Annotated in this window: 24 protein-coding genes; 9 read left to right on the top strand and 15 right to left on the bottom strand. The window is 63.1% G+C overall.

Annotated elements, in window-relative coordinates:
* Positions 1 to 9: 9 nt before the first annotated feature.
* The 7 genes from AC5O5R_RS07100 to AC5O5R_RS07070 form a co-directional block, all read right to left on the bottom strand.
* Entirely contained in the window at positions 10 to 936 is a 927-nt protein-coding gene (locus AC5O5R_RS07100) for a DMT family transporter (RefSeq protein WP_172226669.1), read from the bottom strand.
* Between the two features lie 107 nt (positions 937 to 1043).
* The gene (locus tag AC5O5R_RS07095) at positions 1044 to 1439 is read right to left on the bottom strand and encodes a transcriptional regulator (protein WP_172226666.1); all 396 of its coding nucleotides are present in this window, start codon (positions 1437 to 1439) and stop codon (positions 1044 to 1046) included.
* A 156-nt stretch (positions 1440 to 1595) separates the two neighbouring features.
* A complete protein-coding gene (locus AC5O5R_RS07090; protein ID WP_494512241.1) occupies positions 1596 to 1850 on the bottom strand; it encodes a BrnA antitoxin family protein in 255 nt (84 codons plus the stop codon).
* Positions 1828 to 2106 (bottom strand): BrnT family toxin, encoded by a 279-nt coding sequence (locus AC5O5R_RS07085; RefSeq protein ID WP_172226659.1) that lies wholly within the window; start codon positions 2104 to 2106, stop codon positions 1828 to 1830. Before AC5O5R_RS07085 ends, AC5O5R_RS07090 begins: the two co-directional genes overlap by 23 nt.
* A 157-nt stretch (positions 2107 to 2263) precedes the next feature.
* Entirely contained in the window at positions 2264 to 2431 is a 168-nt protein-coding gene (locus tag AC5O5R_RS07080) for a helix-turn-helix domain-containing protein (RefSeq protein ID WP_494515128.1), read from the bottom strand.
* Positions 2432 to 2448: 17 nt separating this feature from the next.
* The gene (locus AC5O5R_RS07075; RefSeq protein WP_494515127.1) at positions 2449 to 2982 is read right to left on the bottom strand and encodes a hypothetical protein; all 534 of its coding nucleotides are present in this window, start codon (positions 2980 to 2982) and stop codon (positions 2449 to 2451) included.
* Positions 2983 to 3034: 52 nt separating this feature from the next.
* The gene (locus AC5O5R_RS07070) at positions 3035 to 3799 is read right to left on the bottom strand and encodes an SDR family NAD(P)-dependent oxidoreductase (protein WP_494512239.1); all 765 of its coding nucleotides are present in this window, start codon (positions 3797 to 3799) and stop codon (positions 3035 to 3037) included.
* A gap of 155 nt (positions 3800 to 3954) precedes the next feature.
* Here AC5O5R_RS07070 and AC5O5R_RS07065 point away from each other — a divergent pair, with 155 nt between their 5' ends.
* A complete protein-coding gene (locus tag AC5O5R_RS07065) occupies positions 3955 to 4227 on the top strand; it encodes a hypothetical protein (RefSeq protein ID WP_172285764.1) in 273 nt (90 codons plus the stop codon).
* 56 nt (positions 4228 to 4283) lie between these two features.
* Here AC5O5R_RS07065 and AC5O5R_RS07060 read toward each other — a convergent pair whose 3' ends face one another.
* Positions 4284 to 5645: a DEAD/DEAH box helicase gene (locus AC5O5R_RS07060; RefSeq protein ID WP_172225448.1), complete on the bottom strand. Its 1362-nt coding sequence runs from the start codon at positions 5643 to 5645 to the stop codon at positions 4284 to 4286.
* Positions 5646 to 5748: 103 nt separating this feature from the next.
* Here AC5O5R_RS07060 and AC5O5R_RS07055 point away from each other — a divergent pair, with 103 nt between their 5' ends.
* Positions 5749 to 7050, top strand: coding sequence for a mechanosensitive ion channel family protein (locus AC5O5R_RS07055; protein WP_172225446.1), 1302 nt, complete (start codon positions 5749 to 5751; stop codon positions 7048 to 7050).
* Positions 7051 to 7221: 171 nt separating this feature from the next.
* On the opposite strand, the gene AC5O5R_RS07050 is transcribed toward AC5O5R_RS07055, so the two are convergent.
* From AC5O5R_RS07050 to AC5O5R_RS07035, 4 genes are all read right to left on the bottom strand, one after another.
* On the bottom strand, positions 7222 to 8157 hold the full coding sequence (locus AC5O5R_RS07050; protein ID WP_172285765.1) for an AEC family transporter: 936 nt from the start codon (positions 8155 to 8157) through the stop codon (positions 7222 to 7224).
* Position 8158: 1 nt separating this feature from the next.
* Positions 8159 to 9034: a carboxylate/amino acid/amine transporter gene (locus AC5O5R_RS07045; protein WP_172225443.1), complete on the bottom strand. Its 876-nt coding sequence runs from the start codon at positions 9032 to 9034 to the stop codon at positions 8159 to 8161.
* 223 nt (positions 9035 to 9257) lie between these two features.
* On the bottom strand, positions 9258 to 9857 hold the full coding sequence (locus AC5O5R_RS07040; RefSeq protein ID WP_172225441.1) for an FMN-dependent NADH-azoreductase: 600 nt from the start codon (positions 9855 to 9857) through the stop codon (positions 9258 to 9260).
* 109 nt (positions 9858 to 9966) lie between these two features.
* A complete protein-coding gene (locus tag AC5O5R_RS07035) occupies positions 9967 to 10281 on the bottom strand; it encodes a 3-phosphoglycerate kinase (protein WP_494515126.1) in 315 nt (104 codons plus the stop codon).
* Positions 10282 to 10329: 48 nt separating this feature from the next.
* Between AC5O5R_RS07035 and AC5O5R_RS07030 the strand changes: the two genes are divergently transcribed.
* The 4 genes from AC5O5R_RS07030 to AC5O5R_RS07015 all read left to right on the top strand — a co-directional run bounded on the left by AC5O5R_RS07030 (position 10330) and on the right by AC5O5R_RS07015 (position 14526).
* Entirely contained in the window at positions 10330 to 11253 is a 924-nt protein-coding gene (locus AC5O5R_RS07030; protein ID WP_172225437.1) for a PA3225 family LysR-type transcriptional regulator, read from the top strand.
* Positions 11254 to 11266: 13 nt separating this feature from the next.
* A complete protein-coding gene (locus tag AC5O5R_RS07025; RefSeq protein WP_494515125.1) occupies positions 11267 to 12079 on the top strand; it encodes an alpha/beta fold hydrolase in 813 nt (270 codons plus the stop codon).
* Positions 12073 to 12630 (top strand): peptidylprolyl isomerase, encoded by a 558-nt coding sequence (locus AC5O5R_RS07020; protein WP_172225433.1) that lies wholly within the window; start codon positions 12073 to 12075, stop codon positions 12628 to 12630. Before AC5O5R_RS07025 ends, AC5O5R_RS07020 begins: the two co-directional genes overlap by 7 nt.
* Positions 12631 to 12693: 63 nt before the next feature.
* Positions 12694 to 14526 carry an ABC transporter ATP-binding protein gene (locus AC5O5R_RS07015; protein ID WP_494515124.1) on the top strand — a complete coding sequence of 611 codons (1833 nt, stop codon included), beginning with the start codon at positions 12694 to 12696 and terminating at the stop codon, positions 14524 to 14526.
* A gap of 125 nt (positions 14527 to 14651) precedes the next feature.
* Here the strand turns inward: AC5O5R_RS07015 and AC5O5R_RS07010 are convergent, their stop codons facing one another.
* Positions 14652 to 15779, bottom strand: a complete 1128-nt coding sequence (locus tag AC5O5R_RS07010) for a GNAT family N-acetyltransferase (RefSeq protein WP_172225429.1) — start codon at positions 15777 to 15779, stop codon at positions 14652 to 14654.
* Positions 15780 to 16041: 262 nt separating this feature from the next.
* On the opposite strand from AC5O5R_RS07010, the gene AC5O5R_RS07005 reads away from it, so the two are divergent.
* Positions 16042 to 17286, top strand: a complete 1245-nt coding sequence (locus AC5O5R_RS07005) for a putative porin (protein WP_494515123.1) — start codon at positions 16042 to 16044, stop codon at positions 17284 to 17286.
* 119 nt (positions 17287 to 17405) lie between these two features.
* Here AC5O5R_RS07005 and AC5O5R_RS07000 read toward each other — a convergent pair whose 3' ends face one another.
* Together AC5O5R_RS07000 and hrpA are read right to left on the bottom strand one after the other, a co-directional pair.
* Positions 17406 to 18527 carry a beta-ketoacyl-ACP synthase III gene (locus AC5O5R_RS07000; protein WP_172225425.1) on the bottom strand — a complete coding sequence of 374 codons (1122 nt, stop codon included), beginning with the start codon at positions 18525 to 18527 and terminating at the stop codon, positions 17406 to 17408.
* Positions 18528 to 18706: 179 nt separating this feature from the next.
* Positions 18707 to 22612 carry an ATP-dependent RNA helicase HrpA gene (hrpA, locus tag AC5O5R_RS06995; RefSeq protein ID WP_172287032.1) on the bottom strand — a complete coding sequence of 1302 codons (3906 nt, stop codon included), beginning with the start codon at positions 22610 to 22612 and terminating at the stop codon, positions 18707 to 18709.
* 458 nt (positions 22613 to 23070) lie between these two features.
* On the opposite strand from hrpA, the gene AC5O5R_RS06990 reads away from it, so the two are divergent.
* Positions 23071 to 24435 (top strand): glutamine synthetase family protein, encoded by a 1365-nt coding sequence (locus AC5O5R_RS06990; RefSeq protein WP_172227812.1) that lies wholly within the window; start codon positions 23071 to 23073, stop codon positions 24433 to 24435.
* 24 nt (positions 24436 to 24459) lie between these two features.
* Positions 24460 to 25767, top strand: a complete 1308-nt coding sequence (locus tag AC5O5R_RS06985) for an NAD(P)/FAD-dependent oxidoreductase (RefSeq protein WP_172227810.1) — start codon at positions 24460 to 24462, stop codon at positions 25765 to 25767.
* The last annotated feature ends 68 nt before the right edge of the window (positions 25768 to 25835 follow it).

Genomic DNA, 25835 nt, shown 5'->3' with positions numbered 1-25835 from the left:
GGCGATGCATCACCCCACGAACCGCCGCAAATGCCGCTTCACCCAGGGCTCGGCACTTACCAGGACCACGCCCAGCAACACCATCAGCGCCCCGATTACAAAGTTGGCGCTGAGCGGCTCATCCAGCAGCAACACGCCAAAGGTCACCCCGAACAGCGGGGTGATGAAGGAAAACACCGCCAGGTTGGACGCCAGGTACTTGCGCAGCAACCAGAACCAGGTCAGGTAGCTGACGAACGACACCACGATGCCCTGGAACAGCACGCTACCCATCGCCAGCGGTGTCAGCGACACCTCACCGATCTGCCCGCTGAGCAGTGCAATCAGCAGCAGCCCGACAAAACCGACCCCCAGCTGATAGAACAGGGTCAGGGTCGCCGGTGCTTCAGACAAGCGTGAGCAGCGCACCACTACCGTGGTGGCGCCCCAGGCCAGGCCGGCGATCACGCCAAAGGCATCACCCAGCAAGGTGCGGCCATCCATGTCCTCGAACGACATGCCACCGGCAAACGCCATGGCAATGCCACCGAACGCCAACAAGATTCCCAACCACTGCAGCAGCCGCAGACGTTCGCTAGGCAGCCGGAAATGCAGGCCCAATGCGGTGAACACCGGGGCGGTATAGAGGAACACCGACATGTGCGCCGCCGAGGTCAGCTTCAGGCCCTCGGCGATGAACAGAAACTCTACGCCGAACAGCCCGCCCGCCAGCAACCCTGCACGCCAGGTGCTGCCGACCTGCCCCCAACCACCTCGCCAGCACACCAGCAGGCCGACCAGCACGGCGGCAATGCCATTACGCAATGCCGCCTGCATCACCGGGGCGATGTCCACGGCGGCGGTCTTGATCAGTACCTGCTGGCAGCCCCAGATCAGGCACAGTCCGAGCATCACCTGAAAGGCGAAGGCGTCAGGGTTCTTGCGGACCGCGCTCATGAGCGGGCCTTCGAGCTGATGGTGGGCATGGGCAAAAGGCTCGGCAGCATTCAGGAACTACCGATTATCGGGTTTCCCGGGCCAGCCTTGCCAGCCTCAAAACGACCTCAAGCAATCTGCGCTTTTGCCGACACGTGCTCGAAGGTACTTTCATCCAGCGCATCTGCCTGCTCGTCCAGCACCTGGCGCGGGTGCTCGAAGCCGGGGATGCTGCTGTCGATCAGGCTCATCAAGCGCGAACCGCGCTCGGTCAGCACGAAATTCTCGCCATTGCCACCGTCTTCTTCAGGCCGGCTTGCGATGAAGCCGCGCTTGAACAGCAATTTTTCATACTCGCAGGCGCGGGTTTTCAGGTGGTCCAGATCACCCACCGGCTCGCCCTTGGCGGCCAGCGCCGCAGCGTGCTGCTCGGCATAGGGGCGTGGCGTGAAGCTGTGACCGGCGCCGTTCTGCACCTCGTGCAGCAAGCGTTCGATCAGGTCCCAGTCGTAGGCGATGCTCATGGCTCGTGCTCCTGCAGTGGACGGAAGGGGTACACAGGGTGGGACCCACCAGTAGGAGCGGTGTTCCAAAAAAGCGCGACTACGTATCTGTCCCGCTGCCATGACTCACGCACTTGAGGCCGACGATACCAGCCGGTTTGGCGCTGGCAGCAAAACTCAGCGTAGCTTCTGCTGGGCTTGCATATACTGGCGCAGCAACTGATTGATCCGGGTCTGGTAGCCGCCCCCCTGCTCTTTGAACCAGGCGAGGACATCAGTATCCAGGCGAATGGTCACCGTCTGCTTGGCTGGAACTCGCAGCTCGGCCTCCCGAAAAAAATCGTCATTCAGCTCAGGGATATCCGAGGTATCAATAGCCTGGTCGTCCTGCCGAGCCAAGCGGCTCCAGTCAGTTTTCGATGTTTTGGTCATAGTGAGTGGCCTCCCACCTGGTGGCTTTACGCGCAGAAATGATTCGAATGACATCACCACGCCTCTCCGTATACACGACTACGCCTATCAAGCACTTCAGCCAGCCCAGGCAGACCCAGCGTTCCTCGCCAAGGCCGGGATTGTCATCGCGGCGTATCAGCATCGGGTGATTGAACATCTCCGGAACATCGCTGAAGTCGATTCCATGCTTGCGGATGTTGATATGGTTCTTGGCATCGTCCCACTCAAAGAACATGGGCCGCTCCGTATTTACATCTGTACATACGATACCTCCTGATTCAGCTCAAGGCTAGAGGGCGACCGCTCGCCATTCAATAGCTTCAGGAGGCTTTGGGAAAAGGACTACAGCCTGGAGAGTAAGCAGCCCGACCAGCCGGCTGGCACGGCTGCGCTTACTGCTTGACCAGGTAGTTGATGAACAACCGGAACAGCTCCGCATTCCCGGCGATGCCCAGCCGCTGCCAGATATTGTGGCGGTGCACCTTCACCGTGCCCTCCGAAATCCCCAGTACACGGGAGATAGACTGGCTGCTGTGGCCCTGCAGAATCAGCTTGGCCACATGCCGTTGGGTTTCAGTCAGCTGGCCCTGGAGAATATCGACGAAGGCATCCTCCAGCTGGCTGTCCGAATCCTGCGGGTCGGCCAGCTCATCGGCATGAGCCAGGCGCAGGTGCTGGCTGTGGCTTCGATCACCGGCGTCAATGCAGCCAGCCGTTGCGCTTCTGCGGCCTCGAAGGCGCCCTTGTCCAGGCCACGCATCAGCGAGTAGACCAAGGCGGTTCGCGGCCTTACCGGCACGATGAAACCGATCTCCTCGATCAGGCTGCCATGGTGCGAGGAGACGCAGGGATGGATGTCGTGAGAAATGGAAAAGCCCGAGGCAAAGAAGCTGTCCGGGGCCAGCTCGCTCATGCGCCACAAACCGGCCGGGTGGTTGTTGGTGCAGGCGACGTAGAACGGGTCCAGCAGGTAACCGCCACGCAGGTAAGCCTTGAGCGTCCGTTCGGCCACGCGCTTGTGGTAGCCGTCATGAACCAGCAATGCGGGCTGGTTGAAGCGAAACAGGTAGGCGCAGCTCATGTCGAAATCGACCCCGCTCTTGAGCGCCATGTCGAGGGCCGGGCCTCTTGTTGAAAACCGGCAGCACAGTGCCGGCCGGGCATCACATGGCGGTGTAGGCGTTGTCGACGAACAGGTGCGAGCCGCTGACGAAACTGGACTCGTCGCTGGCCAGAAACAAGGCGGCGTTGGCCACTTCGCTCGGATCGCACAGGCGCCCCTGCATGGTCTTGATCGCCTCGTCAGAGGCGTCGACACCATAACCGCGCAGCAGGTCGAGTTCGCGGCGGCCATGGGCGGTGCCGATAAAGCCTGGGCAGATGGCATTGCTGCGGATGTTCTGGTCGCGGTACTCCACGGCCAAGGCGCGGGCGAACATGTGGCAGGCACCTTTGGTGGTGCAATACAGCACTTCCATCGGGGTGCCGACCACTGCCGAAATCGACGAAGTGCAAATGACGCTGCCGCCGCCGGCGGCGAGCATGCCTGGCAATACGGCCTTGGTGACCAGGAACATGCTTTTCACGTTGACGCTCATCAACCGGTCCCAGTCGGCTTCGCTGGTTTCCAGGAACGGGCCGGCCGCGATGATGCCTGCGTGGTTCATCAGCACGGTGATCGGGCCAAAGTGTGCCTGGGCCTGGCTTACCGCTCGGTGCACCTGGTCGGCCTGGGACACATCGGCAGCGACGAACAGCGCCTGACCGCCGTCGGCATTGATACCTGCCGCCACCGTTTCACCCTGGCTGGTCGGCAAGTCGAGGATCACCACCTTGGCGCCCTCGGCGGCGAACAGCTGCGAAGCGGCCAGGCCGCACCCGCCTGCGCCGCCGGTTATCAGCGCCACTTTGCCTTTCAATCGATCCATGGGTCTGTTCCTCGGTTGTCATGTTTGTGGCTTCAAACTAGAGCCGAGGATGACTGCGGTAAATATACCCAGGGGTATAGCCGCCGGTCGAAGGCACTGAACCAAATGCCGTAGGCGCGTTTCCACCGCTCATCACCCCCGCCGGAGGTATAAGGATGAAACCGCTGCTGCCTATCGCCTGCGCCACTCTACTGTTCAGCGCCCTGCCCGCCTGGGCCTGTACACCGGAGGAGGCAACGCAAAAACGTGAAGAGCTGGCCGGCTTGGTTTCTCGGTTGACCGAGCAGAACCCGCAAAAGGCCAAGGAGATCAATGACGAGCTTCAGGGAATGGAGTTGGGGACGGCGAGCAAGGACTTGCCCGACAAGTGCCAGCTGATCGACCAGCGGGTCAAGGAACTGAAAGAGGCGGAGAAAAAGGCTGATTGAAGGTTTGTTGACAGCCCTGTCGCCGGCAAGCCGGCCACAGGGCTAGTACCGGCCGATTACTCGGCGGCAGTCCTGCGCTTCTTCAACGGCGCCAGGCCATCCGCACTCGCCAGCGGGGCGTTGGCCTTCGGCTTGGCGGTAGGCTTGCGCTTGGCAGCAGCCTTCTTGTCACCCGACTTCTTGTCGACCTTTTTCTTCTTGCTACCGACAGCCTTGCCCGATGCCTTGACCTTCTTCGGCCCGCTGTAGGTGCCCTTCACTTCCTTGATCACCCGGCGCTCGAACTGCTGCTTGAGGTAGCGTTCGATGCTGGACATCAGGTTCCAGTCGTTGTGGGTGATCAGCGAGATCGCCAGGCCTTCGCCACCGGCCCGGCCGGTACGGCCAATGCGGTGTACGTACTCGTCACCGCTGCGCGGCATGTCGAAGTTGATGACCAGGTCCAGGCCATCGATGTCCAGGCCACGGGCCGCCACATCGGTGGCCACCAGTACCTTGGAGCCGCCCTGCTTGAAGCGCTCGATGGCCAGCTTGCGGTCTTTCTGGTCCTTTTCGCCATGCAGCACGAACGCTTTCACGTCCTTGGCGACCAGGTGGCCGTAGATACGGTCAGCCATGACGCGGGTGTTGGTGAAGATGATGGCCTTGTCGAACGTCTCGTTGGCCAGCAACCATTGAACGATCTGCTCTTTGTGCTGGTCGTGGTCAGCGGTGATGACCTGCTGGCGGGTACCTTCGGCCAGCTGCGAAACGCTGTTGAGCATCAGGTGTTCAGGGTCTTTCAGCACCTTGCCGATGATGTCGCGCAGGGCCGCGCCACCGGTGGTGGCCGAGAACAGCAGGGTTTGCTCGCGGTTCTCGCACTCCTTGCACAGGCGCTCCATGTCTTCGGCAAAGCCCATGTCGAGCATGCGGTCGGCTTCGTCGAGGATCAGCACCTTCACATGGGACAGGTCGAGGTTGCCGGCATTGAGCTGCTCGAGCAGGCGGCCCGGGGTGCCGATCAGCACGTCCGGCACCTTGCGCAGCATGGCGGCCTGTTCCTTGAAGTCTTCGCCGCCGGTCACCAGGCCCGACTTGATGTAGGTGAACTGCGAGAACAGCTGCACTTGCTTGAGGGTCTGCTGGGCCAGCTCACGGGTCGGCAGCAGGATCAGCGCACGGATCTCGACGCGAGGGCCGCTGAGGTCGACCAGGCGGTTGAGCATGGGCAGCACGAAGGCCGCGGTCTTGCCGCTGCCGGTCTGTGCGGTCACGCGCAGGTCACGCCCTTGCAGGGCCAAGGGGATGGCCGCGGCCTGCACCGGGGTAGGCTCGACGAATTTAAGCTCGGCCACGGCTTTAAGCAGGCGTTCATGCAGGGCGAATTGGGAGAACACGGAGGTAACCTCAGGCAAGTGCGGGAAATTCAGTTGCATAGGGTAACGTTTTCTGCAGCCTTAGCCGAATTTCTTTTGGCAACTTTGTCGCCATCCGCGCTCTAATGGCGCTTCGTTTCGCAACAAGACTGTACGCAAACCCATGGATATCCAAAGAATCTGGCGTGACTCCCTCGACCTGTGGGGCACCCTCGACCAACATCCCATGCTGCACGCTGCCATCGGTCTGGCGGTGCTGCTGCTGATTTCCCTTGTCATCGGCCGCCTGGCACGCTTCCTGATGCTGCACGGCGCCCGCTTGCTGGCCCGCCAACAGGCGTTGAAGTGGCTGGACGACCTGCGCCACAACAAGGTCTTCCACCGCTTGGCCCAGACCACACCGTCGCTGGTGCTGCAATTTGGCCTGAAGCTGGTGCCGGAGCTGTCCGACACCGCTCAGCACTTCCTCGGCAATGTCGCCCTGGCCTTTACCCTGCTGTTCATGACCATGGCGCTGTCGTGCCTGCTGGATGCCCTGCTCGACATCTATGCCCGCACCGAACATGCCCGCACCCGCTCCATCAAGGGCTACGTGCAGCTGGCCAAGATGATGCTGTGGATCTTCGCCTCCATCGTCATCGTCGCCACCCTGATCGACCGTTCGCCGCTGTTGCTGCTGTCTGGCCTGGGCGCCATGTCGGCGGTACTGCTGTTGGTGTACAAGGACACGCTGCTGTCGTTCGTCGCCAGCGTGCAGTTGACCAGCAACGACATGCTGCATGTGGGTGACTGGATCGAAATGCCGCAGGTGGGTGCCGATGGCGATGTGGTGGATATCACCTTGCACACGGTGAAGGTGCAGAACTTCGACAAGACCATCGTCTCCATCCCCACCTGGCGCCTGATGAGCGAGTCGTTCCGCAACTACCGCGGCATGCAGCAGTCCGGCGGCCGGCGGATCAAGCGCAGCCTGTTCATCGATGCCGCCGGCGTGCGCTTCCTTACCCGCGAAGAGGAACAGCGCCTGAGCCAGATACAGCTGCTTGGCGACTACCTGGCCGGCAAGCGCCAGGAGCTGCAGAACTGGAACGAGGCGCTGGGGCCGGTGGCCGAGCTGTCGGCCAACCGCCGCAAGCTGACCAATATCGGCACCTTCCGCGCGTTCGCCCTGGCCTACCTGAAGAACCACCCCAACATTCACCCGAACATGACCTGCATGGTACGGCAGATGCAGACCACCGCCGAAGGCGTGCCGCTGGAGATCTACTGCTTCACCACCACCACGGTGTGGGCGGACTATGAGCGGATTCAGGGGGATATCTTCGACTACCTGCTGGCGGTGCTGCCGGAGTTTGGCTTGAGCCTCTATCAGCAGCCGAGTGGCAATGACATGCGGGTGGGGTTGGCCGGGCGTATGGCGGCCGAGCCGATGCCGCGTCGCCTGGAAGAGATGAGCGAGGCTTGAGATTGCCGGGGCTGCTTTGCAGCCCATCGCCGGCAAGCCAGCTCCCACAGGTACCGCGCAGTTCCGCAAGACGGTGGTGTTCCCGTTTGGAGCTGCTTTGCAGCCCACCACCCCCACAGTTACTGGGAGCTGGCTTGTCGTGGCGACTAACCGCGGCGACAGGGCCTTCGGCTACCCCGCATAACCCAGCAGGTACAACAACCCGGTCAAGGTCAGCAGCGAAGCCACGGTCGACAACAGGATCGTGCGCGATATCAACCCCGCCTCACGGTTGTAATACTCCGCCAGCATGAACGGCCCGGTCCCGGTCGGCAGTGCCGCCAGCAGCACCGCCGAAGCCGCCCACATGGTCGGCAGGCTGAACACCTTGAACGCCAGTACCCAGGTCAACGCCGGCTGCCCCACCAGCTTCAAGCCCACCAACGGCCATGGGTTGGCCTGCGCACCCGGGCGTTTTTCTGCCAGAAACGCGCCCAGCGAGATCAACGCGCAAGGCGTGGTGGCCAACGCCAGCATGTCGAGAAAGTGCATCACCGGCTCGGCCAGGCCCAATCCAGCCATGGCCCACCCCGCCCCCGCCAGCGGCGAGAACACCAGCGGGTTCTTCGCCAGCGCCTTGCTCACCAGCAGGATCGCCCGGCCAATCTGCCGCTCCTCCTGCAGCCCGACTTCGATCAGGGTCAGCGAAATGGCAAACACCAGGCACACCACGAGCAACGACGAGATCAGCGCCGGCTGCAGGCCTGCCTGGCCAAACAGCAACAAGCACAACGGAATGCCGATGTAGCCGGTGTTGGCATACCCGGCACTCAGCCCGTCGATGCTCGCCGCGACCAGGCCGTGGCCGCTGTGCAAGCGCCACAGCAGGGTCACCACGAACATGGCCAGGGCGCCCCCGCCAAAGGCGACGATGAACCCCGGGTGCCAGATCTCGCTCCAGGTGGCTGTGGCGGTTACCTTGAACAGCAACGCCGGCAGGCACAGCCAGACCACCATCTTGTTGATTTCGGCGGCGGCCTTGTTGCCCAGCTTGTTGGTCTTGCGGCACAGGTAGCCGACCAGGATCAGGGCGAAGATCGGCGCGACGATGACGAAGACAGTGTGCATGTCAGGCCTTGCCGGCCAATGGCGCTTGCCCGCGAGCACCCAAGCGGCTCAACCACACCGACGCCAGAATGATCGCGCCGCCGATGAACAACCGCCCCAGCGGTTCGTGCTGGTTCCAGATCAGCAGGTTCAGCAGCAGCCCCACCGGTACATGCAAGTTGTTCATCACCGCCAGCGTGCCGCCAGAAACCATGCACGCACCCTTGTTCCACCAGTACAGGCCCAGCGCCGTCGGGCACAAACCCAGGAACAGCAGCACCAGCCATTGCACGTCGGTACTCGGCAGGTGCTGCGCATTGCCGAACAGCAGGAACGCCGGCAGCACCACCAGCAAGGCGCCGAGGTAGAAGTAGCCAAAACGCGCGTAGTGCGGCAGGTCGCTGGGGTTGCGGGCGACCAGGTGACGGTACAGCACCTGGCCGGCAGCGTAGGTGAAGTTGGCCAGTTGCAGCAGCAGGAAGCCGATGAAGAACTCGCCGCTGATGCTGTCGAAACGGATCACCGCCGCGCCGGCCACGGCCACCAGCGCCGCCACCAGCGCCCACGGGTTGAAGCGCCGGTTCATGGCGTCCTCTATCAGCGTCACGTGCAGCGGCGTGAGGATGGTGAACAGCAGTACCTCGGGCACGGTGAGCACGCGAAAGCTCAGGTACAGGCAGACATAGGTGATGCCGTACTGCAACGCGCCGATCAGCAGCATCGAGCGCATGAAGCGCGGTTCCACCTGGCGCCAGCGGGTCAACGGCAGAAACACCAGGCCGGCCAGCAGCACCCGTGCGAGCACGGCGAAATAGCTGTCGACGTGCCCGGCCAGGTACTCGCCGATCAGGCTGAAGGAAAACGCCTGGATCAGCGCGACGATTATCAGGTAGCCCATGGTTGCCTCTCGTGGATCAAGGCCGCGACCTTAGCGGGTTGCGGGCTTTGTGTTCAACCATGAGGAATGTGGGGGCTGTGCCGGCCTCTTCGCGGGCTTGCCCGCGAAGAGGCCGGCACAGGCCGCCACCAAATCCCAGGCATAAAAAAGCCCGGCCAAAAGGACCGGGCAGGTACACCCAAAGGAGCAAAAACAGGTGTCAGGGTTGGGAATTCGTTAAGCCTCAGGCCACCGCCGCCAACTTGGCCTTGGCCTGGTTCAGGCCCTTCTCATGGAACTCGCCGCTCATGTTCAGGCCTTCGGCATGGATGAAATCGACATCGTGAATGCCGATGAAAGCCATTACCTGGCGCAGGTACGGTTCCTGGTGGTCGCTGGTGGCGCCGGCGTGGATACCGCCGCGGGCAGTCAGCACGATGGCGCGCTTGCCGGTCAGCAGGCCCTGCGGGCCGGTAGGGGTGTACTTGAAGGTGATGCCGGCACGCAGCACATGGTCCAGCCAGGCCTTGAGGGTGCTGGGGATGGTGAAGTTGTACATCGGTGCAGCCATCACCAGCACATCGGCGGCAAGCAATTCATCGGTCAATTCGTTGGAACGGGCCAGGGCCTCCAGCTCGGCAGCGCTGCGCTGTTCTTCCGGCTTCATCCAGCCGCCGAGCAGGTTGGCATCCAGGTGTGGCACCGGGCTTACCGCCAGGTCGCGTACGGTGATCTGATCGGCCGGGTGGGCGGCCTGCCATTGCTGGATGAAGTCACGGGTCAGCTGACGAGAAACGGAATCCTGCTGGCGGGCGCTGCTTTCGATGATCAGTACGCGGGACATGAGGTGCCTCCATCGGCAAAAAAGGGTGCGATTCGATGGAGGTGAGATTAAGGCTTGACCTATCGATAAAAAAGCGTAAAAAGTGGGTTCAATCTATCGATTTATCGGTTTATTCCGCCGCGCAGCTCAACGCGATGCGCAGCTTGATGATCTGCCGGTTGAATTTGGCAGTGACGTCGACACTTTTACCCGCTGGCACGTTTACCCGGCGCACCCGCGGGGCCTCCGGGCCATTGCGGAAGGTCACCTTGCACGCTGCCGGAACCTGCCCATAGTTGTTCAGGGTAATGGCGCCAATGTCGTAGGCCGTGTCATACGCGGTGTAGTCAAGCTTGACCCCGGTCAGCTGCTTCTCTACATCGATGGGGTAAGCCATGGCCCCGAGGGGCAGGCACATCAGTATTGCCGCACAACATTTCTTCATGGGCCGCTCTCCTTGAAAGAGCGCAGCTTAGGACAACAGGAGCGAAACATGAAAGCGCCGCGCGTAACCCTTGACCAGTGGCGGACCCTGCAAGCAGTGGTCGATCACGGCGGGTTTGCCCAGGCCGCCGAGGCTCTGCACCGCTCACAGTCATCGGTCAGCTACACCGTGGCGCGCATGCAGGAGCAACTGGGTGTGCCGCTGCTGCGCATCGATGGCCGCAAGGCGGTGCTCACCGAGGCCGGTAACGTTCTGCTGCGCCGGTCGCGGCATCTGGTCAAGCAGGCCAGCCAGCTCGAAGACCTGGCCCACCACATGGAGCAGGGCTGGGAAGCCGAGGTGCGTCTGGTAGTCGATGCAGCCTACCCCAGCGCCCGCCTGGTACGCGCCCTGGCCGCGTTCATGCCGCAAAGCCGTGGCTGCCGGGTGCGCCTGCGTGAGGAGGTGCTGTCTGGCGTCGAGGAAGTGATGCACGAAGGCATCGCCGACCTGGCCATCAGCAGCTACAGCATCGGCGGCTACCTGGGCGCCGAACTGAGCGCAGTGGAGTTCGTCGCCGTCGCCCACCCCGAACACAGCCTGCACCGCCTTGGCCGCGAGCTCACCTTCCAGGACCTGGAAAGCCAGCTGCAGGTGGTGATCCGCGACTCTGGCCGCGCGCAACCGCGCGACGTCGGCTGGCTGGGCGCCGAACAGCGCTGGACCGTGGGCAGCCTGGGCACCGCCGCCACCTTCGTCGGCAGTGGCCTGGGCTTTGCCTGGCTGCCCCGGCACATGATCGAGCGCGAGCTGCGCGATGGCGTGCTCAAGCCTTTGCCGCTGGATCAGGGTGGCAGCCGCCATCCACTGTTCTACCTTTATTCGAGCAAAGAGAAGACCTTGGGCCCGGCCACGCAGATTCTCATCGACCTGCTGCGCAACTTCGACACTGCGCCACTGGACGTGCCCTTCGCAGCCCCCCCACAAGCCTGAGAGGACCGCGCCCGTGGCCTATTTCGAACATGAAGGATGCGCACTGCATTACCGGGAATATGGCCAGGGCGAACCGCTGGTACTGCTGCACGGCCTGGGTTCCAGCTGCCAGGACTGGGAGTTGCAGGTGCCGGCGCTAAGCCGCCACTACCGGGTCATCCTCATGGACATTCGCGGCCACGGCCGCTCCGACAAGCCCCGTGACGGTTACCAGATCGCCACCTTCAGCGCCGACCTGCTGGCCCTGCTCGAACACCTGCACACCGGTCCGGTGCACCTCGTCGGTTTATCCATGGGCGGCATGGTCGGTTTCCAGTTTGCCGTCGACCACCCGCAGTGGCTGCGCAGCCTGTGCATCGTCAACAGCGCCCCGGAGGTCAAGCGCCGCACCCGCAGTGACTGGGTCTGGTGGCTCAAGCGCTGGGGCCTGGCGCGCATCCTCAGTGTCGAAACCGTCGGCAAAGGCCTGGCCGAACGCCTGTTCCCCAAACCCGGGCAGGCCGACTTGCGGCAAAAGATGGCCGAACGCTGGGCACGCAACGACAAGCGGGCCTACCTCAAGAGCTTCGACGCCATCGTCGACTGGGGCGTGCAGGAACGCATCGGCCAGATCCACTGTCCTACCCTGGTAATTGCTGCCGACCACGATTACACCCCGATACACCTGAAAGAGCGCTATGTCGCCCTCATGCCCAACGCCAGGCTGGTCGTCGTCGACGATTCGCGGCACGCTACACCCCTCGATCAACCCGAGGTCTTCAACCAGACCCTGCTGCAGTTCCTCGCGGCCGCTTCCACCTCTCAAGGATCTTTGAGCCCATGCTGAAAAAACTCCTGCTCACCGCCTGCTCGGTTGCCTTCGCCACCAGCGTCATGGCCTCCGACAAGACCCCGCACGTCATGCTGGACACCAGCTTCGGCCAGGTCGAAATCGAGCTGAATGCCGAGAAGGCGCCGATCAGTACCAAGAACTTCCTCGAATACGTCGACAGCGGTTTCTACAACAACACCATCTTCCACCGTGTGATCCCCGGCTTCATGGTGCAAGGCGGTGGCTTCACCGACCAGATGGTGCAGAAAAACACCCAGGACCCGATCAGGAACGAAGCCAGCAACGGCCTGCTGAACACCCGTGGCACGCTGTCGATGGCACGCACCTCGGACCCGAACTCGGCCACCAGCCAGTTCTTCATCAACGTGGCCGACAACGACTTCCTCAACCCCGGGCGTGACCGTGGCTATGCAGTGTTCGGCAAGGTGACCAAGGGCATGGAAGTGGTCGACCAGATCGTCAACTCGCCGACCACCGTCAAGAAAGGCATGCGCGATGTACCGGCCGACCCGGTCTACATCAAGTCGGCCAAACGCATCGACTGACCGCAGGCTTCACAGGGACGTGAAACCGCCTGAGGGCCGGATGGAACAGGAGTGTCGCACCCCATGCTTTACCGCCGTTTCGAACAGCTGATCGATATTTTCCGCGAGGCGCCCAGCGAGTCGCCGCCCACCACCGTGTGGCCGTTCTACCTGTACTACCTGCGCCAGGTGTGGCCCAGTTTTCTCGCCCTGCTGGTAGTCGGCCTGTTCGCCTCGCTGATCGAGGTGGCGATGTTCAGCTACCTCAGCCGCATCATCGACCTGGCCCAGGGCACGCCAAATGCCAACTTCTTCAGTGAGCACAGCGGTGAACTGATCTGGATGCTGGTGGTGATACTGCTGCTGCGCCCCGTGTTCTTCGGCCTGCACGACCTGTTGGTGCACCAGACCATCAACCCGGGCATGACCAGCCTGATTCGCTGGCAAAACCACAGCTACGTGCTCAAGCAGAGCCTGAACTTCTTCCAGAGCGACTTTGCCGGGCGTATCGCCCAGCGCATCATGCAAACCGGCAACTCACTGCGCGACTCGGCGGTGCAAGCAGTGGACGCGCTGTGGCACGTACTGATCTACGCCATTACTTCGCTGGTGTTGTTCGCCGAGGCCGACTGGCGCCTGATGCTGCCGTTGCTGGCGTGGATCATCTGCTACATCGCCGCGCTTTTCTACTTCGTGCCGCGGGTAAAGGAGCGCTCGGTGATCTCGTCCGATGCCCGCTCCAAGCTGATGGGGCGCATCGTCGACGGCTATACCAACATCGCTACCCTGAAGCTGTTTGCCCACACCGACTACGAGCAGCAATACGCCCGCGAGGCAATCAGCGAGCAAACCGAGAAAACCCAGCTGGCCTCGCGGGTGATCACCAGCATGGACCTGGTCATCACCACCCTCAACGGCTTGCTGGTGGTCGGCACCACCGGCCTTGCGCTGTGGCTGTGGAGCCAGTCGCTGATCACCGTCGGCGCCATTGCCCTGACCACTGGCCTGGTGATTCGCATCGTCAACATGTCGGGCTGGATCATGTGGGTGGTCAACGGCATTTTCGAGAACATCGGCATGGTCCAGGACGGCCTGCAGACCATCGCCCAGCCGGTTACTGTCACCGACAAGCCCAACGCGCCAGCGCTCAAGGTCAGCCGAGGGGCGGTACGCTTCGATGACGTGGACTTCCACTACGGCAAGGCTGCCAACGTGATCGAGGGGCTGAACCTGGACATCCGCCCGGGTGAGAAAATCGGTTTGATCGGGCCCTCCGGGGCAGGCAAATCGACCCTGGTCAACCTGCTGCTGCGGCTGTACGACGTGCAGGGCGGACGCATCCTCATTGACGGCCAGAACATCGCCGAAGTCAGCCAGGCCAGCCTGCGTGCGCAGATTGGCATGATCACCCAGGACACCTCGTTGCTGCACCGCTCGATCCGCGACAACCTGCTGTATGGTCGCCCCGAGGCCAGCGAGGCAGCGTTGCACGAAGCCGTACGCCGCGCCCGCGCCGATGAGTTCATCCCGCAGTTGTCGGATGCCCAGGGCCGCACCGGGTTCGATGCCCATGTGGGTGAGCGTGGGGTGAAACTGTCGGGTGGCCAGCGCCAGCGCATCGCGATTGCCCGGGTGCTGCTGAAGAACGCGCCGATCCTGATCATGGACGAAGCCACGTCGGCGCTGGACTCGGAGGTGGAAGCGGCGATCCAGGAAAGCCTGGAGACACTGATGCAGGGCAAGACCGTGATCGCCATCGCCCACCGGCTGTCGACCATCGCGCGGATGGACCGCCTGGTGGTGCTGGACAAGGGGCGCATTGTCGAGAGTGGCAGCCACAGTGAGCTGCTTGAGCAGCAGGGGCTGTATGCCCGCTTGTGGCATCACCAGACCGGGGGCTTTGTCGGGGTCGACTGACTCCTGTACCGGCCCTATCGCCGGCACGCCAGCTCCCACAGATCCACCACAGATTTCAAGGCCTGTGGTGATCCTGTGGGAGCTGGCTTGCCGGCGATAGGGCCATTACAAGCAGCACAAGACGCTTAGTCCCGGCGATAAGGCAGCATCCCCCGCGCCTCTTCTGCATAAGCCCTGACCCCTTCCCGCTCCTGCAGCAAAAAATCCTCCACCGCACGCCGCAACCCCGCATGCAGCAGGTAATGCCACGACCGCGTCAGCACCGGCTCGAACCCGCGTATCAGCTTGTGCTCCCCCTGCGCTCCGGCATCGAAACGCTGGTAACCCTCGGCAATGGCAAAGTCCATACCCTGATAGAAGCACGTCTCGAAATGCAGCCGGTCGAACTCGTCCAGGCACCCCCAGTATCGGCCGAACAGGCTGTCGCCACCCACCAGGCTCAGGGCCATCGCCACATCACGCCCGCCTTGTCTGGCCATCACCACGCGCAGCGCCTCGGGCATGCGCTCGGCTATAAGGCTGAAAAACTCGCGGGTCAGATAAGGCGCACGGCGACGCACGGCGTAAGTGTTGGCGTAGCAGCGATAGACAAAATCCCACTGTGCCTGGTCCAGCTCCCCCCCGCGGTACCAGCGGAATTCGATGCCCTGCCCGGCCACCTGCTCACGCTCCTTGCGCATCTGCTTGCGCTTGCGCGAGCTCAAGGTGTCGAGAAAATCCTGGAAGTCGCGATAGCCGCGGTTATGCCAGTGGAACTGGCAACCCAGGCGCTCCATCCACCCCGGCAGGCCAGCCAGTTGCTGGTCCAGGACCGGGTCGGTGAAATTGATGTGCGCACCGGAAAGCCCGCCCTTGCCCAGATACTCCGGCAGCGCCTGCAGCAACAGCTGGCCATCGCCAGGGTCGGCGCTGAGCAGCCGCGGGCCGTTCACCGGGCTGAACGGCACGGCGCCAAGCAGTTTGGGGTAATAGGCGATGCCGGCCCGTTCACAGGCATCGGCCCAACCATGATCGAACACATATTCGCCAAACGAGTGCCACTTGCGATACGCCGGCAACAGCGCCCGCACCTGCCCGTCACGCTCCAGCACCAGGTGCTCGGCGGCCCAGCCGGTGTTGCGGGCGACGCTGCCGCTGTCTTCCATGGCACTAAGAAAAGCATGGCGCAGGAAGGGTTGGCCGGCCGGCACCAGGGCATCCCAGGTGGCCGCCGGAAGATCACGCAAATGGGCAAGGCTGTAGAGGCTGGTCACGGTTCTGGCTCGCTGTCTCAAGGCACCCAGTATCCCCAAGGAAGGCCCGTCACTCAAATGGCGAACGCGGCACTGATCCTTTTATTCTCAATTACTTAACAACAGTGCCACTAATTAGACATTAATCTGTCATTGGCCCCCGCAATACTTGCGCCTGTTTTCCGGAACCCCAGAACCTGTCTATTCAGGCCCTTTCCGAAGACATGCCAACGCAGGGGCAGGCGCTTGAGCCTCCCCCATTTTTTTTAGTAGGGAGAACCTTATGCGTCTTGTTTCTACACTTACCGGAGTGAGCCTCACCGGCATGATGCTGGCTCTGAGTGCCCCGGCCAGTGCAGCTGTCGACGCCAAGCTGCTCGAAATGCTCCGCGCCAACGGCTCGATCAACCAGGCGCAGTACACCGAACTGCAGGGCGACCTGGCGAAAGAAACCAAGGAAAAGGCCGACCAGAAAGCTCAGTCCGAACGTATGAGCTCCTTCGAACAAAAAGTGGCATGGGCCGCCAAGACCCAGATCAAGGGTGATGTACGCCTGCGTTACGAAGACGTCAACGTCGATGACCCGAACAGCAGCAGTGGCAACCAGGACCGTCAGCGCGTACGCGCTCGCGTCGGGTTCTACAGCGAGATCAACCCGCAGGTCGATGCTGGCGTGCGGATCGCCACAGGCAGCAGCGCCGACCGTCGTTCGACCAACCAGAGCTTCGACAACTACTTCGACAAGAAGTCGCTGTGGGTCGACCTTGCCTACCTCGACTGGCACCCGACCGCTGTCCCGAACTTGCACCTGATCGGCGGCAAGATGCCCCAGCCGTGGGTGAGCATGGGCGACATCATCTGGGACAGCGACACCAACCCTGAAGGCGTGGCCGCCACCTACAAAGCGGATCTGGGCGGCGCGGAAGTCTTTGCCAGCGCCGGTCAGTACACGTTGAAAGACAACGTCGATGGCGACGGTGTTCAGTACAAGCACGACGCGCAGGTCTACCATGGCCAGTTGGGCGCCAAGTTCGCCCCAGCTGATGTGCTCAAGCTCACCGTGGGCGCCAGCATCTATGGTTACGACAACGACAAGGAAGCAGCCATTCTGCAGTCGTTCGGCAACACCACCAATGAATTCAATCTGGTCGAGGGCTTCGGCCAGGTTGACTTCACCGGCTTTGCCATCCCGCTGTCGGCTTACGGCCAGTACGTGAAGAACACCGAGAGCACCGATGGCGAAGACCAAGCCTGGCTGGCTGGCCTGAAGACCAAAGTCGGCGCCTGGAGCCTGGACTACAACTACCGCGACGTGCAGCGTAATGCCGTGGTCAGCCTGTTCACGGACTCCGACTTTGGCAACGGCTTCACCGGCTCGCGCGGTCACAAGTTCAAGGTCGGCTACGAGATCGACAAGAACTTCTCGCTGGGCGCGGCCTACCTGATGGCCAAGACCGACCTTTCGCAGCTGCCTAACAGCAATGCCGACGTAGACACCCTGCAGGTAGACCTGGAAGCCAAGTTCTAAACGAAACCCTGCTCTGCTTCACACTGAAGCGGGAAATGCCGACCCCATCCGGCATTTCCCGCTTTTTTTGCCTGTGAGATTGTAGGGGGCTGCTTTGCAGCCCCGACATTCCGAAGCAATCAGCGCTTGCGCAGAATCACGCTACCAATCGAATACCCCGCACCAAACGAGCTCAACACCCCCAGCGAGCCCTTGGCCAAGTCATCCTGGTACAAGTGGAAGGCAATCACCGACCCCGCCGAACTGGTATTCGCGTAGCGGTCGAGAATCACCGGTGCATCCTCCTCGGCCACTTCACGCCCCAGCAGCTTCTTGACGATCAGGTGATTCATGCTGAGGTTCGCCTGGTGCAGCCAGAAGCGCTTGACGTCCGACGGCTGCAGGTCGTTCTCGCCCAGATGCTTGCCGATCAGCTCGGCGACCATCGGGCAGACTTCCTTGAACACCTTGCGGCCTTCCTGCACGAACAGTTTGTCGCGGGTGTCGATACCCTCTTCCGCCGCGCGGTTGAGGAAGCCGAAGTTGTTACGGATGTTGTTGGAAAACGCGGTTTGCAGCTTGGTACCGACGATGTCGAACTGGTGCGCCGAGGTTGCCAGGTCGGCACGCTCGACCAGCACGGCAGTGGCAGCGTCGCCGAAGATGAAGTGGCTGTCGCGGTCACGGAAGTTCAGGTGCCCGGTGCAGATCTCCGGGCTGACCACCAGCAGTGCCCGGGCCTGGCCCAGCTGCACGCTGTTGGCGGCAGTCTGGATGCCGAAGGTGGCCGACGAGCAAGCCACGTTCATGTCGAAGGCAAAGCCCTGGATGCCCAGCGCCTGCTGCACTTCGATGGCGATGGCCGGGTAAGGGCGCTGCAGGTTGGAGCAGGCGACGATCACCCCGTCGACATCGGCAGGGGTGCGGCCGGCGCGTTCCAGTGCCTGGCGTGCGGCGGCAACGCCCATTTCACAGAGGATCGACTGTTCGTCGTTGGAGCGCTCTGGCAGGCGTGGTTTCATGCGTTGCGGGTCGAGGATACCCGCCTTGTCCATGACGAAGCGGCTCTTGATGCCCGAGGCCTTTTCGATGAACGCAGCATCGGACACTGGCGCCGCTTCGACTTCACCGCGCGCGATGGCGTCGGCGTTGTCCAGGTTGAACTGCTGCGACCAGGCATTGAAGGAAGCCACCAGTTCTTCGTTGGAAATGCTTTGGGCCGGGGTATACAGGCCGGTGCCGCTGATCACGACGTTATGCACGGTCGTTCCTCTGGTCAAAGGCCATCGCCACAGGGCGCTGGCTGGGAATATGACAGGTTAATGGCACTTTAGTACCAACTAGACAGCGAGGGCGGTGCCCTCGTTCGCGGGTGAACCCGCTCCCACAGGGGCCGTGCACCGGCCCCAAATTGCATCAATACTGCCACAACTGTGGAAGTTTAGCCCTCCACCTGGCTCCACTGCTTGCTCAATCTTTTATCCGAAATGGGCACTTTGGTACCCAGTTGCTGGGCAAACAGCGACACTCGGTATTCCTCCAGCCACCAGCGATACAAAGCCAGCTGCTCGTCACGCTTGCCCTCCTGGGCATGCTTGTCGGCACGAGCCTTGTACTGCGCCCACAAGTTGGCCAGCTCACCACTCCACACCCGGTCCTTCTGCACCTGCGACCCCAGCTTTTCAAGGCGCAGCTCCACCGCCTTCAGGTAACGCGGCAGCTCCTTGAACCAGATACCAGGCGTCTCGCGTACGAAGCCCGGGTACACCAGGTTGCCCAACTGCTGCTTGATGTCGTTCAGCGCCACTGCCTGGCTCAGGTCGATCTTGCCCTTGAAGCGCTTCTGCAGCCCATGCCACAGCTTCAATACCTCCAGGGTAAGCCGAGCCAGGCGCTCGGCGTGCTCGGCCCATGCGCCACGCTTGCGCTCTGCCAGCCCGGCCAGTGCCGCGCCATCACGGGGCAAAGGCTGCTCGCCTTCGAGAATGCAACTGTCCAGGCTGGCCAGCAGGATGTCCTCGACCAGCGCATCGACCCGGCCCATGTCACGGTACAGCAGCCCCAGTTCGGTAAGCCCCGGCAACTTGCCGCGCAGGAACTTGGCCGGCTCGGCCAACTGCTGCAGCAGCAGGCGCTGCAAGGCGCGGCGGTGCTGGAACTCGGCTTCGGCCTGGGTCGAGAAGCGCCCTTCACGCACCGTACCGTTGTCTTCCACCAGCGCCGGGTACACGGTCATCGATAGCCCGGCGATCTTCTGCTGGGCGGTCTGCTTCACTTCGCTGAAGGCCTTGGCCTGCACCGGTTGTTCGTTATTGGCATCACGCGGCACGGCCAGCGCCGCCTGGCTGGCCGCGGCAAAGCGTGCAGTCAGCTCGGCGAGATCGCGGCCTTCACCGAGGAACTTGCCCTGGCCATCGACCACTTCGATGTTCATGCGCAGGTGGCCTTCGACCAGCTTGACCGACTCCTCCCACGCCTCATCAGAGACACGCGCACCGGTCATGCGCAGCAGCTCCTGGCCCAACGCCTGCGGCAATGCCCCTTGGCCAAAGGTCATGCGCGCCAGTGAAGCCTTGACGAAGTCCGGCACCGGCACGAAGTTCTTGCGCAGAGCCTTGGGCAGGTTGCGCACCAGTGCCACGCACTTGGCTTCCAGCAGGCCTGGCACCAGCCATTCGAGACGCTCGCCCGGCAGGCTCGGCAGCAGCGGCGCCGGCACCCGCACGGTCACACCATCACGGGGGTGGCCAGGCTCGAAGTGGTAGCTCAGCGGCAAGCGCAGTTCGCCCACCTGCAGGCTGTCGGGGTACTGCGCGGCAGTCACTTCGCTGGCCTCGCGGGCCAGCACGTCTTCCTCGCGCATGATCAGCAGGCTGGCATCCTTCTGGCTGCCCATGCGGTACCAGCTGTCAAAGGTCGCGGTCTGGTGGATCTCCGCCGGCAGGCGTGCTTCGTAGAAGGCGTACAGCGTTTCTTCGTCAGCCAGAATGTCGCGCCGGCGGGCCTTGGCCTCCAGTTCATCGAGTTCTTCGAGCAGGCGCTTGTTGGCCGCCAGGCACTTGGCCCGCGACTGGATTTCGCCACCCACCAGGGCTTCGCGGATGAACAGCTCGCGCGAGGTGACCGGGTCGATCGGGCCGAAGTGCACCGGACGGCGGCCGACCAGGATCAGGCCGTACAGGGTGATCTGCTCATAGGCCACCACTTGCCCGCGCTTCTTCTCCCAGTGCGGTTCGAAGTGGTTTTTCTTGACCAGGTGCCCGGCCAGCGGTTCGATCCAGTCCGGCTCGATCTTGGCCACCATGCGTGCATACAGCTTGGTGGTCTCGACCAGTTCGGCAGCCATCATCCACTGTGGGCGCTTGCGCCCCAGGCCCGACGACGGGTGTACCCAGAAGCGCCGCTGGCGGGCGCCCTGGTAGTCGCCCTCTTCGGTCTTCTGGCCGATCTGGCTGAGCAGGCCACTGAGAATGGCCTTGTGCATTTTCTGGTAGTCGGACGGTTCCTTGTTCACCGTCAACTGCAGGTCGCGGCAGATCAGCGCCAGTTGGCGATGGGCGTCGCGCCACTCGCGCAGGCGCAAGTAGTTGAGGAAGTTCTTCCGGCACCAGTTGCGCAGCGGGCTGGCCGTCAGCGCCTGGCGTTGCTCTTCGAAGCCGCGCCACAGGTTGACCAGCGCGGCGAAGTCGGAATCCACGTCCTTCCATTGTGCGTGCGCCTGGTCGGCCGCCTGCTGGCGCTCTGGCGGGCGCTCGCGCGGGTCCTGCACCGACAGCGCACTGGTAACGATCAGCACTTCCTGCAGGCTGCCCTGGCGGGCGCCCTCCAGCAACATGCGGCCCAGTCGCGGGTCGATCGGCAGGCGCGCCAACTGGCGGCCGAGCGGCGTCAGCTGGTTCTCGCGGTTGACCGCCGACAGCTCCTGCAGCAGGTTGAAACCGTCGCTGATGGCCTTGCCATCTGGCGGTTCGATGAACGGGAAGGCATCGATGGCACCCAGGCGCAGGTGCAGCATCTGCAGGATCACCGCGGCCAGGTTGGTGCGCAGGATCTCCGGGTCGGTAAACGCAGGCCGGCCGTTGAAATCCTCTTCGCTGTACAGGCGCACGCAGATACCCGGCTCGACCCGCCCACAGCGGCCTTTACGCTGGTTGGCACTGGCCTGCGACACCGCTTCGATGGGCAGGCGCTGGACCTTGGCGCGGTAGCTGTAGCGGCTGATGCGCGCGGTGCCGGTGTCGATCACGTAGCGGATGCCGGGCACGGTCAGCGAGGTCTCGGCGACGTTGGTGGCCAGAATCACCCGGCGCCCGGTATGCGACTGGAAAATGCGCTGCTGCTCGGCGGGCGAAAGGCGCGCATACAGCGGCAGGATTTCGGTGTGACGCAGTTGCGCCTTGCGCAGGATTTCGGCGGCATCGCGGATTTCCCGCTCGCCCGGCAGAAAGATCAGCACATCGCCTGGGCCCTTGCCCTCGCTGCGCTCGTGGTGCGCAAGCTCGTCCAGCGTGGCGAGGATGGCCTGGTCGACGGTCAGGTCGTCCTCGATCTGGTTGCCTTCTTCGTCCTGCTCGCTGGTGAGCGGTCGGTACCAGGTTTCTACCGGGAAGGTGCGCCCCGACACCTCGATGATCGGCGCGCCGTCGAAGTGCCTGGAGAAGCGCTCCAGGTCGATGGTCGCCGAAGTGATGATCAGCTTCAGGTCCGGGCGGCGGTGCAACAGGGTTTTCAGATAGCCGAGCAGGAAGTCGATGTTCAGGCTGCGTTCGTGGGCTTCGTCGACAATGATGGTGTCGTAACGCTCCAGAAGGCGGTCGTGCTGGGTTTCGGCCAGCAGGATACCGTCGGTCATCAGCTTGACCAGGGTATTGGAGTCACTCTGGTCTTCGAAACGCACCTGGTAGCCAACCAGCCCGCCCAGGGGCGTGCCCAGCTCTTCGGCGACCCGCGCTGCCACGCTGCGTGCGGCGATCCGGCGCGGCTGGGTGTGGGCGATCAGGCCATGGCTGCCACGGCCCAGTTCCAGGCAGATCTTCGGCAGCTGGGTGGTCTTGCCCGACCCGGTTTCGCCGGCGATCACCAGCACCTGGTGTTCGGCCAGGGCCTTCTTGATTTCGTCACGCTTGGCGGCGATCGGCAGGCTGTCGTCGTAGCGCACGGTGGGCACGCTCTGCTGGCGTGCAGTGACCTGGGCGCAAGAGGCCTGGACCTTTTCCACCCATTGGGCCAGCTTCGCCTCGTCGGGGCGCTTGCGCAGTTCATGCATTTGCCGGCGCAGGCGATGGCGGTCGGCGATCATGGCGTGGTCGAGGTTTTGCAGCAGTTTGTCGATGGCGTGGTCAGTCATGGGGCTTTTTAGTGACGCAGGTGAGCCTGCTTTTTCATGATCGGCATTCGAAGGATGCGCGATTGTCGCAGATTTGGCCCTACTTTGCTGTGCAGGCTGGACCTGCTCCTACAGGGTTCGCACAGCGGCAGAATGTTTAGTCAGGCTCGATGTAAAGGTTGCCATTCACTGCTTTAATCAACCTTACGCCGCATGTGAGTATCAAAGGCATGACTCCCGCCCCAGCCATCGCCCCACCGTCTTCCCGCCCTTCGCTACCGAAGGCCCGGAGCCGTGCCGGGGAAAATCCGCTGGTGCACATCATCCTCGCCTTCTGGGCCTTGTGGCACTGCCGCCACGCACGCCCACCGGATACTTCGCACACGCCATCGTGACCAAACCCGGCCGCCTTCTGGCCGTTTGACTCAGCTGGGCCGCCCGTTTGCGCGGTGGCCTGTGCGCCCGTGAGCGAATCCATCATGCCCTTTGCACCTGTAGAGCAGGCCAGCCGTTTCCTGGCCGACAACCCCGATATCGAGCTGTTCGAACTGTTCATCCTCGACGCCAACGGCGTGCCGCGCGGCAAACTGCTGCACCGTGACGAACTGCTGGCCGTGTACCAGACCGGCCGGCCACTGCCCAGCACCATCCTCGGCCTGACCCTGAACGGCGACGACGTGGAAAACTCCGGCCTGGTGTGGGACGTGGGCGACATCGACTGCCGTGCCTACCCGCTTGAAGGCAGCCTGGTGCGTTTGCCCTGGCGCCGGGTGCCGACCGCTGCGGTGCAGGTGAGCATGCACCCGAGCGAGGGCCTGCCCGCCAGCATCGCCGATCCGCGCCATGTCCTGGTACGCACCATCGATGCGCTGAAAGCCGACGGCTACCACCCGGTGATGGCCTGTGAGCTGGAGTTCTTCCTGCTCGACCAGCAGCGCGACGCCCATGGCCGCCCGCAGCCGGCACTGGACAACGATGGCGGCCGCCCCCGATCCACCCAAGTGTATGGCCTGCGCGAACTGGAGCAGATCGAGCCGTTCCTCGCCGACCTGTACGCCGCTTGCAAAGCCCAGGGCATCCCGGCGCGAACGGCAATTTCGGAGTACGCCCCGGGCCAGGTGGAGATCACCCTCGAGCACGGCGATGCGCTGCAGGCGATGGACCAGGCCGTGCGCTACAAGCGCCTGGTCAAAGGTGTAGCCCATGCCCATGGCATGCAGGCCTGCTTCATGGCCAAGCCGTTCGCGCAACTGGCCGGCACCGGCATGCACATGCACCTGAGCCTGGCCGACAGCGCCGGCAACAACCTGTTCGCCAGCGAAGACAAGGCCGGCACCCCGCTGCTGCGCCATGCCGTGGCCGGCATGCTGCGCCACCTGCGCGACTCGCTGCTGCTGTTCTGCCCCAACGCCAACTCGTTCCGCCGCTTCCAGGCCAACAGCTACGCACCACTGGCGCCAACCTGGGGCGTCGACAACCGTACCGTGAGCCTGCGCGTGCCGGGCGGCCCGGCCAACAGCCGGCATGTCGAGCATCGCATCTGCGGCGCCGACGCCAACCCGTACCTGGCCGCCGCAGCGATCCTCGCCGCCAGCCACTGGGGCATCCGCCAGCAGCTTGACCCAGGCGCACCAGTGGAAGGCAACGGTTATGCCCAGGCCACCGAGCACCTGCCCACCGACTGGCTAACCGCCCTCGACGCGCTGCAGCAGTCCAGCTGGGCCCGCGAAGCCCTGGGCGAGGACTTTCTGGGCGTCTACCTGAAGGTCAAGCGCGCCGAGTACCGTCAGTTCATGGCCGAGGTCAGCGAACAGGACTGGCGCTGGTACCTGCACCAGGCGTGAGCCCCAATACAACAAGGAACACCCATGAACGCAGCATTGAACAAAGGGCCGGCGCAGCGCGCGCCGTCCTACTACAGCGCCACCCTCAACGACCACACCGAGTACCCGCAACTCAAGGGCACGGTACAGGTGGATGTGGCCATCATCGGTGGCGGCTTCACCGGCGTGGCCACGGCAGTGGAACTGGCCGAACGGGGCCTGAAGGTGGCCATTGTCGAGACCAACCGCATTGGCTGGGGCGCCAGCGGGCGCAATGGCGGCCAGGTCACCGGCAGCCTGTCGGGGGACAAGGCCATGCGCGCGCAGATGCGCAACCGGCTGGGCGCCGAAGTCGACGATTTCATCTGGCACCTGCGCTGGCGCGGGCATGAGGTCATCGAGCAGCGCGTAGCGCGCTATGGCATCGACTGCGACCTCAAGCGCGGCCACCTGCATGCGGCGATGAAGCCTTCGCACATGAACGAGCTGCGTGCCTTCGAGGCCGAGGCCCGGCGCCGGGGCATGGGCGAGCAGGTGCAGCTGCTGGACCGCGATGGCATGGCCGCGCACCTGCAAAGTCCGCTGTACCTGGGTGCGCTGAAGAACCTGCGCAACCTGCACCTGCACCCGCTCAACCTGTGCCTGGGCGAAGCCCGCGCCGCGCACAGCCTGGGTGCATTGATCTTCGAGAACTCCGAGGTGCTGGACATCGTCCACGGCCCCCGCCCGGCGGTGGTCACAGCCCATGGCCGGGTCGAGGCACGCCAGGTGATGCTGGCCGGCGATGTGTATCACAAACTGGAAAACCGCCAGCTGAAGGGCAAGATCTTCCCGGCCATGGGCGGCATTGTCACCACCGCGCCGCTGGGTGAACTGGCCGAGCAGATCAACCCGCAGGACCTGGCGGTATACGACTGCCGCTTCGTGCTCGACTATTACCGCCTGACCGCCGACAAGCGATTGCTGTTTGGCGGTGGCGCCAACTATTCCGGGCGTGACTCACGCGATATCGAAGGCGAACTGCGCCCGTGTATCGAGCGTACGTTCCCCGCGTTGAAAGGAGTGCCGATCGAGTTCCAGTGGAGTTGCGCCATGGGCATCGTGGTCAACCGTATCCCGCAACTGGGCAAGCTGTCGGACAACGTGTGGTATTGCCAGGGCTATTCAGGGCACGGTATTGCCACCAGCCACATCATGGGCGAGATCATGGCCGAGGCATTGACCGGCACCTTGCAGCAGTTCGACACCTTTGCGCAGTGCAAGCACGTGCGCGTGCCGATGGGGGATTTGCTGGGCAACCCGCTGCTGGCGGCGGGGATGTGGTACTACCAGATGCTTGAGAAACTGCGCTGAGCGTGATGCCCGCGCAACCCCTGTAGGAGCGGCCTTGCGTCGCGAAAGGGCCGCGAAGCGGCCCCAGG

This window comes from Pseudomonas sp. 8_5_2 (genome assembly GCF_059295255.1).
This window is presented reverse-complemented; position numbering and strand designations above follow the sequence as displayed.

Bases quoted from the DNA above. Each gene is read 5' to 3' on its own strand.
- AC5O5R_RS07070 (WP_494512239.1), bottom strand. From the start codon at position 3,799: ATGGATCGATTGAAAGGCAAAGTGGCGCTGATAACCGGCGGCGCAGGC.
- AC5O5R_RS07045 (WP_172225443.1), bottom strand. From the start codon at position 9,034: ATGGGCTACCTGATAATCGTCGCGCTGATCCAGGCGTTTTCCTTCAGC.
- AC5O5R_RS07005 (WP_494515123.1), top strand. From the start codon at position 16,042: ATGCGTCTTGTTTCTACACTTACCGGAGTGAGCCTCACCGGCATGATG.
- AC5O5R_RS07055 (WP_172225446.1), top strand. From the start codon at position 5,749: ATGGATATCCAAAGAATCTGGCGTGACTCCCTCGACCTGTGGGGCACC.
- AC5O5R_RS07015 (WP_494515124.1), top strand. From the start codon at position 12,694: ATGCTTTACCGCCGTTTCGAACAGCTGATCGATATTTTCCGCGAGGCG.
- AC5O5R_RS07050 (WP_172285765.1), bottom strand. From the start codon at position 8,157: ATGCACACTGTCTTCGTCATCGTCGCGCCGATCTTCGCCCTGATCCTG.
- AC5O5R_RS07020 (WP_172225433.1), top strand. From the start codon at position 12,073: ATGCTGAAAAAACTCCTGCTCACCGCCTGCTCGGTTGCCTTCGCCACC.
- AC5O5R_RS07075 (WP_494515127.1), bottom strand. From the start codon at position 2,982: ATGGCGCTCAAGAGCGGGGTCGATTTCGACATGAGCTGCGCCTACCTG.
- AC5O5R_RS06985 (WP_172227810.1), top strand. From the start codon at position 24,460: ATGAACGCAGCATTGAACAAAGGGCCGGCGCAGCGCGCGCCGTCCTAC.
- AC5O5R_RS07030 (WP_172225437.1), top strand. From the start codon at position 10,330: ATGAAAGCGCCGCGCGTAACCCTTGACCAGTGGCGGACCCTGCAAGCA.
- AC5O5R_RS07040 (WP_172225441.1), bottom strand. From the start codon at position 9,857: ATGTCCCGCGTACTGATCATCGAAAGCAGCGCCCGCCAGCAGGATTCC.
- AC5O5R_RS07060 (WP_172225448.1), bottom strand. From the start codon at position 5,645: ATGCAACTGAATTTCCCGCACTTGCCTGAGGTTACCTCCGTGTTCTCC.
- AC5O5R_RS07100 (WP_172226669.1), bottom strand. From the start codon at position 936: ATGAGCGCGGTCCGCAAGAACCCTGACGCCTTCGCCTTTCAGGTGATG.
- AC5O5R_RS07065 (WP_172285764.1), top strand. From the start codon at position 3,955: ATGAAACCGCTGCTGCCTATCGCCTGCGCCACTCTACTGTTCAGCGCC.
- AC5O5R_RS07085 (WP_172226659.1), bottom strand. From the start codon at position 2,106: ATGTTCTTTGAGTGGGACGATGCCAAGAACCATATCAACATCCGCAAG.
- AC5O5R_RS07035 (WP_494515126.1), bottom strand. From the start codon at position 10,281: ATGAAGAAATGTTGTGCGGCAATACTGATGTGCCTGCCCCTCGGGGCC.
- AC5O5R_RS07090 (WP_494512241.1), bottom strand. From the start codon at position 1,850: ATGACCAAAACATCGAAAACTGACTGGAGCCGCTTGGCTCGGCAGGAC.
- hrpA (WP_172287032.1), bottom strand. From the start codon at position 22,612: ATGACTGACCACGCCATCGACAAACTGCTGCAAAACCTCGACCACGCC.
- AC5O5R_RS07095 (WP_172226666.1), bottom strand. From the start codon at position 1,439: ATGAGCATCGCCTACGACTGGGACCTGATCGAACGCTTGCTGCACGAG.
- AC5O5R_RS06990 (WP_172227812.1), top strand. From the start codon at position 23,071: ATGCCCTTTGCACCTGTAGAGCAGGCCAGCCGTTTCCTGGCCGACAAC.